This is a genomic window from Burkholderia sp. AU30198 (assembly GCF_020419825.1).
Classification (GTDB): Bacteria; Pseudomonadota; Gammaproteobacteria; order Burkholderiales; family Burkholderiaceae; genus Burkholderia.
Genome location: NZ_JAIZSA010000015.1, coordinates 139,765 through 155,619, shown reverse-complemented (window position 1 = coordinate 155,619; position 15,855 = coordinate 139,765). Strand labels below are relative to the sequence as shown.

At 64.3% G+C, this 15,855-nt stretch carries 13 protein-coding genes; 10 read left to right on the top strand and 3 right to left on the bottom strand.

The window, feature by feature from the left end; all coding sequences use genetic code 11:
• Positions 1-52: 52 nt before the first annotated feature.
• The 3 genes from LGN19_RS28585 to LGN19_RS28575 form a co-directional block, all read right to left on the bottom strand.
• On the bottom strand, positions 53-1,534 hold the full coding sequence (locus LGN19_RS28585; RefSeq protein ID WP_226218436.1) for a virulence factor: 1,482 nt from the start codon (positions 1,532-1,534) through the stop codon (positions 53-55).
• Positions 1,531-3,771, bottom strand: a complete 2,241-nt coding sequence (locus LGN19_RS28580; RefSeq protein WP_226218434.1) for a DUF3274 domain-containing protein — start codon at positions 3,769-3,771, stop codon at positions 1,531-1,533. The genes LGN19_RS28585 and LGN19_RS28580 overlap by 4 nt, the downstream gene beginning before the upstream one ends.
• A 91-nt stretch (positions 3,772-3,862) precedes the next feature.
• Complete coding sequence (locus LGN19_RS28575) at positions 3,863-6,481, bottom strand: type VI secretion system Vgr family protein (protein ID WP_264173215.1); 2,619 nt, start codon at positions 6,479-6,481, stop codon at positions 3,863-3,865.
• Positions 6,482-6,505: 24 nt separating this feature from the next.
• Here LGN19_RS28575 and LGN19_RS28570 point away from each other — a divergent pair, with 24 nt between their 5' ends.
• The 10 genes from LGN19_RS28570 (at position 6,506) to LGN19_RS28525 (ending at position 15,803) form a co-directional block, all read left to right on the top strand.
• On the top strand, positions 6,506-6,664 hold the full coding sequence (locus LGN19_RS28570; protein ID WP_226218545.1) for a hypothetical protein: 159 nt from the start codon (positions 6,506-6,508) through the stop codon (positions 6,662-6,664).
• A gap of 997 nt (positions 6,665-7,661) precedes the next feature.
• Positions 7,662-8,915: an MFS transporter gene (locus LGN19_RS28565; RefSeq protein WP_226218432.1), complete on the top strand. Its 1,254-nt coding sequence runs from the start codon at positions 7,662-7,664 to the stop codon at positions 8,913-8,915.
• A gap of 146 nt (positions 8,916-9,061) precedes the next feature.
• Complete coding sequence (locus tag LGN19_RS28560) at positions 9,062-9,991, top strand: LysR family transcriptional regulator (protein WP_122948740.1); 930 nt, start codon at positions 9,062-9,064, stop codon at positions 9,989-9,991.
• 115 nt (positions 9,992-10,106) lie between these two features.
• Positions 10,107-10,601: a hydroxyquinol 1,2-dioxygenase gene (locus tag LGN19_RS28555; protein ID WP_122948741.1), complete on the top strand. Its 495-nt coding sequence runs from the start codon at positions 10,107-10,109 to the stop codon at positions 10,599-10,601.
• A gap of 38 nt (positions 10,602-10,639) precedes the next feature.
• Complete coding sequence (locus LGN19_RS28550; protein WP_174959058.1) at positions 10,640-11,659, top strand: hydroxyquinol 1,2-dioxygenase; 1,020 nt, start codon at positions 10,640-10,642, stop codon at positions 11,657-11,659.
• 44 nt (positions 11,660-11,703) lie between these two features.
• The gene (locus LGN19_RS28545) at positions 11,704-13,170 is read left to right on the top strand and encodes an aldehyde dehydrogenase family protein (RefSeq protein WP_122948742.1); all 1,467 of its coding nucleotides are present in this window, start codon (positions 11,704-11,706) and stop codon (positions 13,168-13,170) included.
• 8 nt (positions 13,171-13,178) lie between these two features.
• Complete coding sequence (locus LGN19_RS28540) at positions 13,179-14,246, top strand: maleylacetate reductase (RefSeq protein WP_226218430.1); 1,068 nt, start codon at positions 13,179-13,181, stop codon at positions 14,244-14,246.
• 28 nt (positions 14,247-14,274) lie between these two features.
• On the top strand, positions 14,275-15,147 hold the full coding sequence (locus LGN19_RS28535; protein WP_226218428.1) for an intradiol ring-cleavage dioxygenase: 873 nt from the start codon (positions 14,275-14,277) through the stop codon (positions 15,145-15,147).
• Positions 15,148-15,152: 5 nt separating this feature from the next.
• Positions 15,153-15,464: a YciI family protein gene (locus tag LGN19_RS28530; protein ID WP_122948745.1), complete on the top strand. Its 312-nt coding sequence runs from the start codon at positions 15,153-15,155 to the stop codon at positions 15,462-15,464.
• Between the two features lie 3 nt (positions 15,465-15,467).
• The gene (locus LGN19_RS28525) at positions 15,468-15,803 is read left to right on the top strand and encodes a Rieske (2Fe-2S) protein (RefSeq protein WP_175219136.1); all 336 of its coding nucleotides are present in this window, start codon (positions 15,468-15,470) and stop codon (positions 15,801-15,803) included.
• The last annotated feature ends 52 nt before the right edge of the window (positions 15,804-15,855 follow it).

Sequence of the window (15,855 nt, the reverse complement as noted above, 5' to 3'; positions counted from 1 at the left end):
GTCTGACGCGGCGATCACGTTCGGACGAAGCGATTTGCCGCGCCGGTGCGCATCACCATGAATAACCCTGCATGCCGTAATTTGTATCGTGTCGGCGTCCCCACCACGGCAGGTAGGCATTGTTTCCGCCGCGTGCACGGAACCAGTCCTTGTCGGGATCGATCGGTGTGAGTTTCGACGGTGGCATGACGACAACCGCGACGGGATGCTCGGGGTCGGTCGTGCCGGCGACCAATGCGTTGCCGCCGTAGTGATTGATCCGGCCGATGGCGAGCGCGACGTCGGTCAATGCGCTGCCGGTTCCCATGTCGCCGAGTAGGGCGGCCGTGTTGAACGTCTGTTTGTGGTGGTCGTATTCGGGAAGCGTTTCCGTCAAGGTCTGCGCGAGCGCGGCAAGACGTGCCGACGATGCGTCGCTGCCTTTGCCTGCGTCGTGAACGATGTAGTTGACGTCGGGGGCCGCGATGCCGGCGTTGCGTGCCGCTTGGTCGATGGTCGCCTTCCACGCCTGCACGGCGCGGGTCGTGCCGACCTTCTGCGGAAAATCATGCGCGTTGCCGGTCGCAGCCTTGCCGATCCAGGCGAGCGGTTCTCGCTCGGTGTTGAAGGTAGGGCCGGCGAGGAACAGCACGACAAGGTTCTCGTTGATCTGTGCATCCGTGGGCGGGAAGTTGGGTGCGTCCCAGTTCACTACCCAGACGGTCTCGTCGGGGTTCGCCTGCAGGTAGTCCAACGCGCTGTTCAGCGAGGTGAAGCCGGCGTTCGGCCCGCCTTGCGTGATCTGGACATCGGGAAGCGTGTTTCGGCTCCACATGGTTGGAAAATACGGATTGCCGATCGAAAACGTCTTTCGAATGGAGTCCCGCAAATAGCTTTGCGATTCGGACGCGTCAAGTCGTTCCGGAATCGCAAGCTCGACGCGGATGCCGGCCAGTTCGCGCCAGCCTTTCTTGTCATCAGGTTTGACCGTGTAGAAGTATTTCGCGTTGCTTGCATAGCGTGAGCGAAGCAGCAGCGGGAACTTGGTCATGTACTTGCGATAGAAGCCTCTAAATGTTTCTGCACCTTCGTTGCCATATACCAGCGCGCCAATCGATTGAAGCGTTGTGAAGGACTTCGGATCGGTCCGTACCATGTCGTCGTTCTTGTTCGGAGACACGAGTCCCTGCGTCCACAACAATTGCCATTCGGTCGGGTAGTCCATGCGTTGCAATGGATTCAACCAGATCAAACCTGAAACCTGTGCCACGAACGGCTTCGCTGCTTCTTCCGCGGACAGCACCGCATGAGTTACGGGTTCCGTAGCGGGTGCCGCGTGCGCTGACCGTGCCGTGGCCGTGGTGAACAGGAGCACCATGAGCGCAGCCAAGCTGGGCACGAATACAAATCGTTTCATCCAATCTCCTATTTCCAGTGGGGTCGGGTCCGGTTGCTCTACGTGAGCCATCAGTGAAGCCATGAGTACGGCTGCGATCATCCATGCAGCGACCGAAACAGCGGCACGTCGCGGCCATGTAGCGATCAGTGCTTTCATCTTGCTCCCCCGACGTTCAGATAGAACTGACCTTCCCGTTCATCCGTGATCGTGTCCGGCATCGAGCCTTCACTGCTCTCTGCATGTATCCATTCGTGCATCGGAAGCTCGTCAAGCTCTCCGCGTACAAAGTACTCTGCGTATTTCTTGTTCGGGTTGCCGTCGGGAATACCGTCTCCCATCCGCCAATCGGCTTCAATCCGGAGTGCTTTCATTTGCTCGGGCGTCAGGTAGCACCGCCCGATCGCCACATCGTACGCAAGCGCCTTTTTGGCATGCTCCGGATTGGTCATCGTCGTGGAATGGTTCGTCGGGCTGTTGGTCGCACCACGATCGAGCCAATCGACAATCTGCTTATCGCGCCATTCCTTGTAGCCCTCTGGCATTTCGCTCTTGCCGTCCTCGCCGATCACGTGGCCATCACCGTCGAGCCATTCCGTATTCAGCGTGCGCCGGGCCTCCATCCGCATCAACGCGCGGTCCTCATAACGCTGTCCGGCTTCGCTCTCCGCCGTACCTTGCGCGACGCTATCGTCGTTCTTCGCGTTGTACTGGTCGTAGGGATCGTCCGCACGTTTGTCTGCCTCGCTCTTGCTTGCGTCGCGCCATGCGGCCGGCGGATCGTTGCCTTCGTTGAAGTCGCTTGTCGCATTGCCGTCCTTCGTTTCGATGGACTTGCCGAACCGCAACGCCTTCGGCGGGAACGGTTCGTCGAGTGCCGGAGCGTCCGCCACCACGGTCCAGCCCTTCGGCGGATTGGCGTTCACGCGGAACATATTCAATGCCGAGCTGATCTGGGTCACGAAAAACATGATCGGCGCGGATGCAAGCGTGGCCGCCACCCCGAACACGGACTCGTTTCCCTTGAGTGCACCGATGAGGTTGAATTTGGCAGGCGGCGAAGGCGGATACCAGAATCCCGACGTCGTTCCCTTTTTGCCATGCCGCCAGTCATCTTCCCAATACCGATAGCGCTCCTGCACGCCAACCTGGAAGCCGGAGGCGAAGACACGCTGCGTCAGCACGCCGGGGACACCGATATCGTTCAGTTCGTTCCTGTCGATGCCGCGCCAGCCGATGCCTTGAACCGTGACCGCCGAAATCACCTGGTCGTGCGGACAGCAATACGCGGTGACGCGACCGTACGTCAATTCGTTCAGGCCGTGGCGGACCCGATCCTCTTGTGCCGCAAAAGACCGCTTGCTGGTCGGCGATACCCGTTCGTTGGCCATGTCTTCATCGATCTTGTCGGCGGAGCGTTCATAGGCTTTTCGCGTGCCGATGATCGACAGAAACTTGCCGAACGTTTTCGTGCGCGCGGCGTAGGTCTGCCGTCCGCGACGGCCCTCGCCGTCCTTGGTCGCGCGTTGTGACCAGGTATCCATGAACGTATCGGATGGATTCGGACCGTCCGCACGCGCAAGGCTGTACGGCGCATTCGCCAGCACGTAGGCGTCCGCCACGCAATGCCCGTGGCGTCCCCACGGATCTTCGACATCGGGCAGCGCATCGCCGAAGAACGCCGCCGTCAGGCCCACGATGTTGCCCTGGCTATGGCACACGACGGTAATCGGTACGTCGGCCTGCATGCGGCGAATCGACTCGATCAACTTCGCAAGGCGCAACGCCGCGAGCACGCCATACGCGCGGGGCGGTGCGCGGTACAGCGGTCGGTTGGTCGGGTTGATCCCCTGCACGGTTATCCACCCGGCCGCCCGGTCGTCGAGGCCGCCGTGCCAGAGGTCGGGTAGGCTCGCGCAGCCGTTCGTGAACGGACCGCCGCCCCAATAGTCCTTCTCGTTCAGGAAAATCTTGTCGCCGTACTCTTTCAATTCCTGGGTTGTCGCCCGATAGCCCCATCGGAAATGAATGACCGGTGAAAACGACGGATCGGACTTGACGTAGTTGTCCGCGAGCAGTTTCGGATTCAGGAACCCGTCCGGCGTCACGCTTTCCGTGTACTTGGCAGGCACCAGCTGCCCGGCATCGATGCCGTGATACTTCAACTGATCGTCCAGCCGCCCGAGACGGCGGTTCAGGCCGTTGCACAGTCCCTGCTCGGAGGCCTCGAACCATTCGCCTTCGGAGTTCACGCCATGCACGAAGATGACGATACCGGGCAACGGCAGTTGCTTGATGCAGATCAGCCGGGTGTCCTTCGTCCACATCGCGACGCCTTCGCTCCGGCCGACGACGATCTGCGGCGGCTCCGGGCGCGGTGCAGCCGCGTCGGGCATGTCGTTCTTCGCGGCGTGCTCGTTTGCGCGGGCGTCCGCAGCCGGCCGAGGATCGAGAGATGAATTGGTAATTCGGACTCCTGCGCGTGCGTTAAACATTCTTCTTGGTGAACTGCACCGCCAGCTTCTCGAACCGGTCGGTATCGATCGCCGGCAGTTCCCCGGCCATGTCGGTCGTCAAATTCGACACCGTTCCCGATACCTTTCGAATCTGTCCTTCGAACCCCGGTGCCGCGTTACCGTCCGTTGGGCGGATCAGCTTCGGGACGCGGCCGAGCGTATGTTGATCGAATGTCGGCAGGTCGACGCTCATGCTTGCGGGGCCGTCCCATGCATGACCGTCCGATTTCACGGTGAACTTGCCAGGGCATCCCAGTTCGATATCGCTACCATGCAGCTTGAGATACGCGCCGCCGGACGTAACGAATACGACTTCGTCGCTTGCCGTGCCGGCAAGCTTGCCGTCGGCCGCAGTCAACTGGATGTTTTTGCCGGACTCGATTTGCGTGTCGTCGTTCTGCGATTGAATGGCCACTTTCCCCTGATTCGCGATCGCCGATACGCCGTTGCTGTGCGCGAACATCGCGACGCCATGCCCGGCATGCAGATTGATCCGCTCGCCGCTCGTGATTTGCATGTGTTGCTGCGCAATCTGATCGATGTTCTCGCCCGCATACATGACGTGCGTTTTCGGCGTGACGTTCAGCGACCCCGCTTGCGCCCCGAACGCCATGAGCGCGGATGCGTCGCCCGTGGCGCCGGATTTTGAACCGCCGGGGTTCCAGTGACGGAATGCATTGGCGATGTTGTCCTGGCCGGCCGTGTCGGCGGATTGCCCGCCATGCTGGCCGGCATGATCGCCGAGCGACTTGAACAGCTCCGTGCATCGATCGAGCAAGTGAATCAGTTCATCGCGATCGAGCTGACCACCGGTCGCGTGCGAACGCGCATAGGTCGTCAACAGCATGCCTTTGGCGGCGCGCAACGCCGCAGCGGCGTCGGTGCGCAGCTCTGCGCCTTCGCCCCGATCGTTCCCGTATCCATCCACGCGCGGCTGCGTCAGATAGCCGAGATTCAACTGGGTATGCGCATGTTCGCTTGCCAACTGCGCGGAGATTTGCGACGGCGTATCGTCCAGGCGTAGCTGGTTGTGCCGACGGCCCCTGATTTCCTTCGTCTTGATCCCGGACACATAGCGATTGCCCGGAAGCGCGCCGGTATCGCTGAAAGTCGCGGGCGGGTTCGCGCCGTTGCTCAACACCCCGATGATCACCAGACGGTCCGGATCGCCCGACAGGCTACCCAGCAGGACCTCCATGCCGACGCGCGGCAGGAACAGCGCACCGAAGCAGTCGCCCGCGAGACTTGCCGCGACGCGAATCGGCGCGCTGTCGCCGGCCAGGCCGTTCGTTCCGGCGCCTTGCGCGTGGACATGGTCCGCCGGATCCAGCCCATGAATAAGCACACGGACGCGGCCGGCCTTGTCGCAGAACACGTCCTCGCCCTGCGTGCCGACGATCGTGCCGGTCAGCAGGTGAACCGGCGGCACATCGATCGTCGGATCGTAGGACGGCTTGAGCGGTACACCGCGTTGCACGCACGTGAAACTGTTCTCGTAGCGCGCGTTCGTTTGTGCCGATGCATCGGGCGACGGGACGGTCGGCGTCAGGTTGCGGCTTGCCGCGAATAGCCCGCTTGCGCGGCCCGACAGGTCTGTCGGCAGGTTGTTGCAGATGACGTGTCGAATCGAGGTGACGACAAACCGACGATGATCGATCGACTTCATATCCAGCTCGGGGTCGCCCGCCAGCGTGAACCCGTGTCCTACCAGCATATCGCGCACGGTGCCGATGCCTTCGAAGCGCGCGGCTTCGAACTGATGGGCCAGCATCCGGTCGTGCGTGATGCGCGCGTGATCGTTCCACGAGTCGCCGACGTGCGGGATATCGATCGCGACGTCGGTCAGCAGGCGCGCAAGATCATTCCCCGACTCGCCTTGATCGATGCCGGTGACGGTCGTGAAATCGTCCACACGAGCGGTCTTGTAATCCCATGACGGGCGACGGACTTTGCCGGGCGACAGACTCTGGTCGTACGCAAAGAGGGTGACGGTGTCGCGTTGCTCGACGCCGTCGTCGCGCGGGTGAAGCCGTACGGTGCCGGCCGGGGCGTCCGGCAGACGATGCGGATCGTCGCAGAAGACGAGTGTGTGAATCGGCGGCTCATCGGTCACGTCGCGTATCCCTTCGATCGGGGCGGGCTTCGCAAAGACCGTGATGCCTTCCCGGCGCAGTAGACGTCGAATGAAGCGTGCGTCGGATTCGTTCACCTGCCGCGTCAGTTCGCGCGTCGGATAGCGTTCGGCCTGCAATGTCGACAAGTCGAAATCGAACGCTCGCGCGAGGGCGGGGCTACGCTGTTTCCATTCGTTCATCAGTGTCGCCAGAATGTCCGGCACGCTGAGCGAGCGGAACAGGCGGGCGTTCGTGCGCCGGTTCATCAGCGACAGGGCGTCGCACACATGCAGCTGATACACAGTCAGTTCGCCGTCGGATTGACCGGTTCGCACTTCGTGCACGATCGCGTTGATGGTCCGGATGTTGCCCCGATCGGTCGTCAGCCGGACCGATACGGGCAAACCGAGAAACAGCGCAGGCGGCAGATGATCGTAGGTGGACACGCAGGTCAGTTGCCCTTCGATGCCCGACATCAGCCCCTCGCGGATATCGGCGTAATGAAGCGCCAGCAGATGGCCGACTGCGCGCTGCGCCTGTCCGAAATGGAGATCGACCGGCCGCTTGTTCCCGACGGCCAGACCGGACGCAGAATCCCGGAATGTTTTTGTAATCGACATCGCTACGATCTCGTAATTTATGTTCCTGATTCGTATTAGTTCGAACGGATTTATCGGTGTAGTAAGCGAATGCGCTCTGAAATATGCGGTGAATAATATCAATCTCGGGATGGATGTGAAATGAATTTTTATTTTCAGATAACGTTTTAATTTTGATGAAACGGTATTTGACGTTTTTGATGATTTTTTTATTTAATGAAAGTCTTGCTTCGAGGCGTGTTGGCCGCGTCTGAGGAGTGGGCGTGGCAATTGGTTGGGAGTTTTTTGTCGATCTAATCGAAGGTGGATTGTTCGAAAATAGTATGTGTCCGATATCGAATGAATCGCGCCGCGTTGCGGTATTCGACGAGATGCGAATGGGATCGCGCTCGTACTGTCCGGGTTCGCTGGTTTGTTCCAGGGTTGGGTCGTTTGCCGTCGGCTGCCTGTGGGCGGCTTTTTTGCATGGTTCGCTATGGGTTGCCTGCATGGAGCCGGAAAGTCATTTGCGAGCCGAAACCGGAGGCGTGACGAGCGGGTCCGGCCACCGTTTACATCTTCCGGGCGCCACCATTCCAATAGTCGAAAAGCTAGCCCGTCACGGGGTTCGGCCCTGATTGCGCCGTTGGGTGATACAGGGTGAATCGCGGCATCTACCGGCTTGAAGCGGCCGGTGCCCAGCCTGTCGGAGGTGTTGAATGGTCCGCATGGGCGGTGCCTTGCGCGCTCACCATGTCTATGAGGGATTCCCCCGTCACGCCCGAGCGAGCGCCATGTCTACCTTGTGCGCACCCGCTCCACGCCCTCCCGCCGCTCCTTTCTGCCCGGTCCACCCGATTATTTGCGTTTCGCGAATGGCGCGTTCGCCGGTTGTTCCATACCCGATTGGCGGCCTTGCACCTATCGTGGTGACGTCGGCTGACTGAATTCCGCGCCTCGAACCGGAACGCCAGCCGGCACTTCCTCGCGATTCGCGTCGCACACAAAAGACATCGGACCTGGCTCATGCGCAGGCGCTCCGGCGCGCGCAGGCGACCCTGTGTCCACGGAGACGGACATGAAAGCAAACGAGTGGGATACCTCATACGAGTGGAAGGCGGTCACGCTGCTGGCACTCGGCTTCGGGCTGGTCGGCCTCGATCGCTGGCTGATCGCGCCGCTGTTCCCGTCGATCATGAAGGACCTCAACCTGACCGCGCAGGACGTCGGCAACTGCATCGGCGTGCTCGGCCTGTCGTGGGGCATCTTCGCGGCGCTGATGGGCGGCATCTCCGACAAGATCGGCCGCAGGAAGGTGCTGATCCCGGCCATCATCGCGTTCTCGCTGCTGTCGGGCTTCTCGGGGCTCGCGGGTGGGCTGCTCGGGCTGATGGCGATTCGCGGCCTGATGGGCGTGGCCGAAGGCTCGTTCTGCCCGACCAGCTTCGCCGCGACGGCCGACGCATCGCATCCGCGGCGGCGCGGGCTGAACCTCGGCCTGCAGCAAAGCGGCTTCGCGCTGTTCGGGCTCGCGCTGTCGCCGATCATCGCGACGCAGCTGCTCGGGTTCGTATCGTGGCGCTGGGTCTTTGCGCTCGTGGCCGTTCCGGGCCTGATCCTCGGCGCGATCATGTTCTTCGTCATCCGTGAGCCGAAGGTCACGCAGGCCGTCGCGTCTGAGCATGCACCGGCGTCGCTCGGCCATGTGCTCAAGAGCCGCAACATCCTCGTGGCGATGGCCGCCCTGTGCTGCGCGATGACGGGCGTCTTCGTGCTCGGCGCGCTGCTGCCGCTGTACCTGACCGATTACCTGGCGCTCGGCACGCAGAGGATGGGCCTCGTCGTGTCGGCGATCGGCTTCGGCGGTTTTCTCGGGCAGTTCGGCTTGCCGGGCCTGTCCGACCTGGTCGGCCGCCGTCTCGCGAGCATCGTCGGCTTCGCGGGAACGGCCGTGATGCTCTACATCTTCCGCGGCCTCGGCCCGCAGCCGCTCGCGCTGTTCGGGGTCCTGTTCGTCGCATCGTTCTTCACGCTCGGGCTGGTGTCGCTGCTGTCCGGCCCGGTGGCGACCGAGGCCGCCCCGATCGGGCTCGTGTCGACGTCGATCGGCGTGGTGGTCGGGGTCGGCGAGATCTTCGGCGGCGGCATCGCGCCGGCGATGGGCGGCTACGTCGCCGCACACTTTGGCATCCAGAACATTCTGTGGTTGCCGATGGGCGCGGTCATGCTGGGCATCGTGGTCAGCCTGCTGCTGAAGGAGACCGCGCCGGCCGTGCTGCAGCGTCGCGTGGCCGTGCGACCGGAACTGGCGGCCGGCGAGCAATCGCGGTAAGGCCCGCACCGGCAGGGCGGCGCATGCGGGATCGGGTGTCCTCGGCGATTGACATCGATTGGGGGACACAGTGACGCGTCCCGCATGACACAGCCCGCTATCCGCCCGGGTAGACTGCCGGTTTCGCTGTCGAAAAAGGGCGCGGTATGGACCGGTTTCTGAGCATCGAAGCATTCGTCAGGGTCGCGGAGGCGAGCAGCTTCGCCGAGGCGGCACGGCAGCTTGGCGTGACCAGCTCCGTCGTGACGAACCGCATCCAGCAGCTCGAGAAGTTCGTCAACGCGCCGCTGTTCCATCGCAGCACGCGCCACGTGCGCCTGTCGGAAGTGGGCGAGGCGTTCTATCGCGAGTGCGCGGAGGTGGTGGGGCGCGTCAACGAGTTGACGGACCAGATGCGCGAGCTTCGCGCGACGCCGACCGGCCGGCTGCGCATCCAGGTGCTGCCCGGTTTCGCCCTCGATCACTTCGGCGCGCCGCTGATGGAATTCAACCGGCGCTACCCGGGCATCCAGCTCGACGTCATCGTCAACGACCGTGTCGTGGATCCTGTCGAAGAAGGGTTCGACATCGCGTTCCAGATCTTCCCGCCCATCTCCGAGTCGCTGATCGAACGGCGGCTGTTCACCGTCAGGCGCCTCTTCTGCGCGTCGCCCGCCTACCTCGATGCGCATGGTGCGCCACAACATCCGCGCGACCTGCTGCAGCACACCACGGCGCTCTATTCGGGCTATCCGTCGCGCAACCGCTGGACGATGACGCGCGGCGACGAGGTCGTCGAAATGGAGCTGCCGGGCATGATCCGCTCGAACTCCGTGCACCTGCTGCGCGAGTACGCGCTGTCGGGCGGCGGCGTCGTGTGCCTGCCGACGCTCGTGGCGAGCGAGGCGCTCGTCGCGGGCCGGCTGGTGCCGATCCTGACCGACTACCAGCTCGCGCCGCTGAGCTTTGCCGCGGTGTATCCCGCCACGCAGCGACAGGCGTTGAAGGTGAAGGCGCTGGTCGAATTCCTCGCGGAAACCATCGGCGACGAACCCCCGTGGGATCTTCCGCTGCTGGCGCGCGGCTGGGTGCGTTGACCCGCACGGATTATTCGCGAAACGCAAATGCCGTAGTCGCCGTCCCGTGCCTTGTTGCGGGGGTTCCTTGCCCCTAGAGTTGAATCCAACAAGCGGTTCAACTCAGGAGACAGAAATGACCGACACGGCATTCCACACCGTCTTTGGCTCGCTCGACCGTTACCGGAAGGGCGAGATCGAAATCACCAGCGGCAGCGCCCGCCACTACGCCTTCTCGAATGTCTTCGAGGTGGCATCGAAGTCGGCCCCTTATGAAAAGGTCGTCGCCGGCAAGAACCTCGAATACGTGATCGAAGTGCTGCGGACCGATGGCCAGTCGCCGTGGTTCGCCTGCGCGCACGACGAGTTCGTGATCCAGATGGATGGCGAAGTCCGGATCGAATTCATCAAGCTCGATACGCCGCCGAAATCGGGGCGCGGCACCGTGAGCGCCGGCACCGAGCCGGCCGGCCGCAAGATGGGCTACGTCGTGCTGCGCCAAGGCCACCAGGCGCTGCTGCCGGCCGGCTGTGCGTACCGCTTCGCTGCGAGCCAGCCGGGCGTCGCACTCGTGCAGACCGTCCTGGGCGAGCTGTCCGTGGAGAAGTGGGCCGAGATCTGCCTGCACTGATTCGACCGACCTCATTCGACTATTCCAGGAGACACGTTATGGCCACCCTCGACACCCTCGACCTTTCCGCGGGCTTTGCCGCCGATCTGGTGCAAGCCACCGAAGCCGATGCCGTTACCGGCTACCGCCGCTTCCGGCTCGGCGAATTCGAATTCCAGCGCGACGAATATTTCGTGAAGATCTGCTGGCCCGCGAAAGGCCAGACGCGCACGCATGCGATGCCGGCTGACGCGTTCCTGCGCGCAATGATGCGCGACGTGGCGTGGGGCTTCTTCTACGGCTGGGTGAACTTCGACCACGTGTTCGGCACGCGCAATCACTACGGCAAGGTGGACATGTATGCGGGCACCTTCAACGGCATCCTGAAGGACGCCGGGGTCGACTACACCGAGACCTTCGACACGCCCACGATCATGGCGACCTTCAAGGCGATGCTGCACGACTGGACGAACGAGGGCTTCGACCCGTTCGCGGCGCCGGAGGAAACAGGCACGGCGTTCGGACGCAAGCACGGCGAAAACGGTGCGGCGATCGAGCGCACGCGTATCGCGACGCGCCGCATGCCGGGCCTCGAAGGCGACTCGCCGCTGCGCGACGACCTGCCGGTCAACCGCGCGTTCGTCGACGTCGCGCAGGACGAACCGGAAGTGCATGTCGAGCCGGGCTTCGAAGGCGAGCTGCACGCGTTCAACCTGTTCAAGTACCTGTCGCGCTCGGACGTCACGTGGAATCCGTCGGTCACGTCGGTGTGCGGGCGCAGCCTGTTCTGCCCGACCACCGAGGAATTCATCCTGCCGGTGTTCCACGGCAACGACCGTGTCGAATGGTTCCTGCAACTGTCCGACGAAATCGTGTGGGACATCGGCGACAAGAACACCGGCGCGCCGCGCGCACGCGTGACGATGCGCGCCGGCGACATCTGTGCGATGCCTGCCGACATCCGGCATCAGGGCTATTCCACGAAGCGGTCGATGCTGCTGGTCTGGGAAAACGCGACGCCCGACCTGCCGCAACGCTACGAGAGCGGCGAGCTCGCGCCGTATCCGATCGCGTTCTGAGCCGCGCATCCGCTTCCGCTCCTGCAATACACCGAGGACGATTCATGCAAACCCAACTCTTCATCGACGGGCGCTTCGTTGACGCCGTCGACCGCGGCACGATCGACGTGCTGAACCCGCACGACGGCTCCGTCATCACGAAGATCGCGGCAGCCACCGCGGCCGACGTCGACCTGGCCGTCGAAGCCGCGACCCGCGCGTTCCCCAAGTGGTCGGCCCTGCCGGCCGCCGAACGCGGCCGGTTGCTGCTGCGCCTGGCCGACGCGATCGAGGCCAACGCGGACGAGCTGGCGCAGCTCGAATCGCTGGACACCGGCCACCCGATCCGCGATTCGCGCTCGCTCGACGTACCGCGCACGGCCGCCTGCTTCCGCTACTTCGGCGGCATGGCCGACAAGCTGCAAGGCTCGGTGATTCCGGTCGAAACCGGCTTCCTGAACTACGTGCAGCGTGCGCCGATCGGCGTGGTCGGCCAGATCGTGCCGTGGAATTTTCCGCTGATGTTCACGAGCTGGAAGATGGGCCCGGCGCTCGCCGCCGGCAACACCGTGGTGCTCAAGCCGTCGGAAATCACGCCGCTGTCGACGCTGCGCATCGTCGAGCTGATGGCCGAGGTCGGGTTCCCCGCGGGTGTCGTCAATATCGTCCCCGGCTACGGGCATACGGCCGGCCAGCGGCTCGCCGAACATCCGGGCGTCGGCAAGATCGCGTTCACGGGATCGACGGCCACCGGCCGCCGGATCGTCGAAGCGTCGCAGGGCAACCTGAAGCGCGTGCAGCTCGAACTGGGCGGCAAGGGCGCCAACATCGTGTTCGACGATGCCGATCTCGACGCGGCCATCAACGGCGCCGCATGGGCGATCTTCCACAACCAGGGGCAGGCGTGCATCGCCGGCTCGCGTCTGGTGCTGCACGAGCGCATCGCAGATGCGTTCCTCGAGCGCTTCGTTGCGTTGGCCGCGTCGATCCGCATCGGCAACCCGCTCGACGCCGATACCGAGATGGGGCCGCTGACGTCGAAGCAGCACCTCGATCGCGTGCTGTCGTTCGTCGACGTCGCGCGCGAACAGGGTGGCCGCGTGCTCACAGGTGGCAGCGCGCCGCAGGATCCGGCGCTCGCCAACGGCTACTACGTGCGCCCGACGGTCATCGAGGCAAAGAGCGCGGCCGACCGCGTCGCGCAGGAGGAAGTGTTCGGCCCGTTCGTCACGGTGCTGCGCTTCGGCAGCGACGACGAGGCGCTGGCCATTGCCAACGCGACCGAATACGGGCTGGGCAGCGGCCTCTGGACGAAGGATCTCTCGCGGGCACACAAGATGGCATCGCAGATCAACGCGGGCATGTGCTGGATCAACTGCTACAAGCGCGTCAATCCGGGCAGCCCGTTCGGCGGCGTCGGCCAGTCGGGCTACGGCCGCGAGATGGGCTTCGAGGCCATGCACGACTACACGGAAGCGCGGTCGGTGTGGGTCAACGTCGACGGCAAGGTGCCGCCGCACTTCAAGCGCTGAGGTTCGCCATGGATCGCTTCGTCTATCAGGGCACCCCTTCCCGCGTGGTGTTCGAATGGGGCGCGCTCGACAGGCTGCCGGACGAGCTGTCGACGCTCGGCGCCCGCCGCGCGCTGATCCTGTCCACGCCCGAGCAGCGGCCGCTCGCCGAGCGCGTGGAGGCGATCCTGGGCGAGCGTGCCGCCGGCATCTGCGCGCAGGCGGTCATGCACGTGCCGGTCGAGGTCGCACATGCGGCGCGCGAGATGGCCCGCGAGCTGGACGCGGACTGCTGCGTCGCGATCGGCGGCGGGTCGACGATCGGGCTCGGCAAGGCCATCGCGCTCGAATCGGTGCTGCCGATCCTGGCCGTGCCGACGACGTATGCCGGCTCGGAGATGACGCCGATCTTCGGGCTCACGGAGGGCCGGCTGAAGCGCACCGGGCGCGACGCACGCGTGCTGCCGCGGACGGTGCTCTACGACCCGTCGCTGACGTTGTCGCTGCCGCCGGACATTTCGGCGGCATCGGGCATCAATGCGATGGCGCATGCCGTCGAGGCGCTCTATGCCGAAGACGCGAACCCGGTGATCAGCCTGATGGCCGAAGAATCGATCCGCGCGCTCGGCGCGGCGCTGCCCGTGGTAGTGCGCGATCCGGGGAACCGCGAGGCGCGCAGCCGCGCGTTGTACGGCGCATGGCTCGCGGGTACCTGCCTGGGCGCGGTCGGCATGGCGCTGCACCACAAGCTGTGCCACACGCTCGGCGGCACCTTCAACCTGCCGCATGCGCAGACGCATGCGGCGATGCTGCCGCACACTGCGCACTACAACCACGCTGCCGCGCCCGATGCGCTGCGCCGCGTGGCGCGCGCATTGGGCGGGAACGACGCAGCCGAAGCCGGCCCGCTGCTGTTCGCACTGAACGCGCAGCTCGGCATCGCGCCGGCACTGGCCGCCCTCGGGATGCCGGAGGCGGGTCTCGACGAAGCGGCCGACCTCGCGTGCCGCAATCCGTATGCGAATCCGCGGCCGATCGAACGCGCGGCGATTCGCGCGCTGCTTCAGCACGCATGGGAAGGGCGTGCGCCGCAATGAACGGCCCGACGCGTCAACGGAGACAGAGATGAGCCACGACCACCATGACGACGACGCCAGGCTGACCGGGCAGGTCGTCGCCAGCTTCGACGGCACGCCGAGCCCGCGCCTGCGCGCGCTGATGCAGAGCCTCGTGCGCCATCTTCACGCGTTCGTGCGCGAAACGGAGCTGACGGAGGCGGAGTGGATGGCCGCGATCCGCTTCCTGACCGAGACGGGGAAGCGGTGCGACGACGCGGTGCGACAGGAGTTCATCCTGCTGTCGGATACGCTCGGCGTCTCGATGCTGGTCGATGCGATCAACCATCGCTTCGCGACCGGCGCGACGGAAACGACCGTGTTCGGCCCGTTCTACATCGACGGGATGCCCGAGCGCGCGTATGGCGAGAACATGGCGTACACGCCCGGTGTGCCGGCGGTCGTGCGCGGCCGGGTGCTGACCACCGACGGCAAGCCGGTGGCGAATGCGCTGCTCGACGTGTGGCAGACGGCGGAAAACGGCATGTATTCCGGCCAGGATACGGCGCAGCCGCACGGCAACCTGCGCGGCCGCTACCGCACCGACGCCGAAGGCCGCTACGCGATCACGACGATTCTGCCGATCAGCTATCCGATTCCGACCGACGGCCCGGTCGGGAAGATGCTCGAGGCCACCGGCCGACATCCGTGGCGGCCCGCGCATCTGCACTTCATGATCGACGCGCCGGGCTGCCGTACGCTCGTGACGCATCTGTTCGACGAGGACGATCCGTATCTGAAGTCGGACGCCGTGTTCGGCGTGAAGCCGTCGCTGATGGTGGCGTATCGCCGGTGCGACGCGGATGACGCGCTCGCCCGTCAGTTCGGCCTGACCGGCCCGTATCGCGAAGTGACGTACGACTTCGTCCTCGACCGGAGCTGACTGTCATGGCGCGATTCTTTGCGGTGTTTGCGACGGACCAGCCGGGCATGCGCGACGTGCGCGATCGCGTGCGGCCGAGTCATCGGACTTACCTGCGCTCGGCCGACCAGCACGGCGTGGTGGTGCGGCTCGGCGGCCCGACGCTGGACCCGCACGGCGACGCGATGAACGGCACGCTGCTCGTCGTGGAGGCGGACGACATTCAGGCGGTGATGCAGTTCATCGGCAACGATCCGTATGTGAAGGAAGGGCTGTTTTCGCGCGTGGAAGTGCGGCCGTGGGACTGGAGCCTCGGTAACCCCGAGCAGCGAGTGTGAGACATGGACGCACGACAACTCTGCCGGTTTTCCGATGTGCCCGACGGCGGCGCGCGGGTCGTCGATGAAGCCTGCATCGGACGTCCCGTGATCGTGGTGCGACGCGGCGAGCAGGTATGGGCGTACGTGAATCGTTGTCCGCACTTCTCGGTGCCGCTCGATTTCATACCGGGCAGCGTGTCCTGTTACCGGTCGCAGGTATTGATGTGCGCCCATCACAGCGCGCTGTTCCGGTTCGACGATGGCGTGTGTATCGACGGGCCTTGTTCGGGATCGGCGTTGGAGGCCGTGGTTGTCGAGGTGGACGCCGCTGCCTGGATCATCTATCGGGGCGCTTGATTCGAGGGCTTCGATGCGTATGGGCGGGGCCGGTCGATACGGCGGTAATCGT

What these genes read in the sequence shown, in the direction of transcription:
- LGN19_RS28565 (WP_226218432.1), top strand. Translation starts at nt 7,662, where the DNA reads ATGAAAGCAAACGAGTGGGATACCTCATACGAGTGGAAGGCGGTCACG.
- LGN19_RS28545 (WP_122948742.1), top strand. Translation starts at nt 11,704, where the DNA reads ATGCAAACCCAACTCTTCATCGACGGGCGCTTCGTTGACGCCGTCGAC.
- LGN19_RS28525 (WP_175219136.1), top strand. Translation starts at nt 15,468, where the DNA reads ATGGACGCACGACAACTCTGCCGGTTTTCCGATGTGCCCGACGGCGGC.
- LGN19_RS28530 (WP_122948745.1), top strand. Translation starts at nt 15,153, where the DNA reads ATGGCGCGATTCTTTGCGGTGTTTGCGACGGACCAGCCGGGCATGCGC.
- LGN19_RS28560 (WP_122948740.1), top strand. Translation starts at nt 9,062, where the DNA reads ATGGACCGGTTTCTGAGCATCGAAGCATTCGTCAGGGTCGCGGAGGCG.
- LGN19_RS28580 (WP_226218434.1), bottom strand. Translation starts at nt 3,771, where the DNA reads ATGCCCGACGCGGCTGCACCGCGCCCGGAGCCGCCGCAGATCGTCGTC.
- LGN19_RS28585 (WP_226218436.1), bottom strand. Translation starts at nt 1,534, where the DNA reads ATGAAAGCACTGATCGCTACATGGCCGCGACGTGCCGCTGTTTCGGTC.
- LGN19_RS28550 (WP_174959058.1), top strand. Translation starts at nt 10,640, where the DNA reads ATGGCCACCCTCGACACCCTCGACCTTTCCGCGGGCTTTGCCGCCGAT.
- LGN19_RS28535 (WP_226218428.1), top strand. Translation starts at nt 14,275, where the DNA reads ATGAGCCACGACCACCATGACGACGACGCCAGGCTGACCGGGCAGGTC.
- LGN19_RS28570 (WP_226218545.1), top strand. Translation starts at nt 6,506, where the DNA reads ATGAAGCGCCAGCAGATGGCCGACTGCGCGCTGCGCCTGTCCGAAATG.
- LGN19_RS28575 (WP_264173215.1), bottom strand. Translation starts at nt 6,481, where the DNA reads ATGTCGGGCATCGAAGGGCAACTGACCTGCGTGTCCACCTACGATCAT.
- LGN19_RS28540 (WP_226218430.1), top strand. Translation starts at nt 13,179, where the DNA reads ATGGATCGCTTCGTCTATCAGGGCACCCCTTCCCGCGTGGTGTTCGAA.
- LGN19_RS28555 (WP_122948741.1), top strand. Translation starts at nt 10,107, where the DNA reads ATGACCGACACGGCATTCCACACCGTCTTTGGCTCGCTCGACCGTTAC.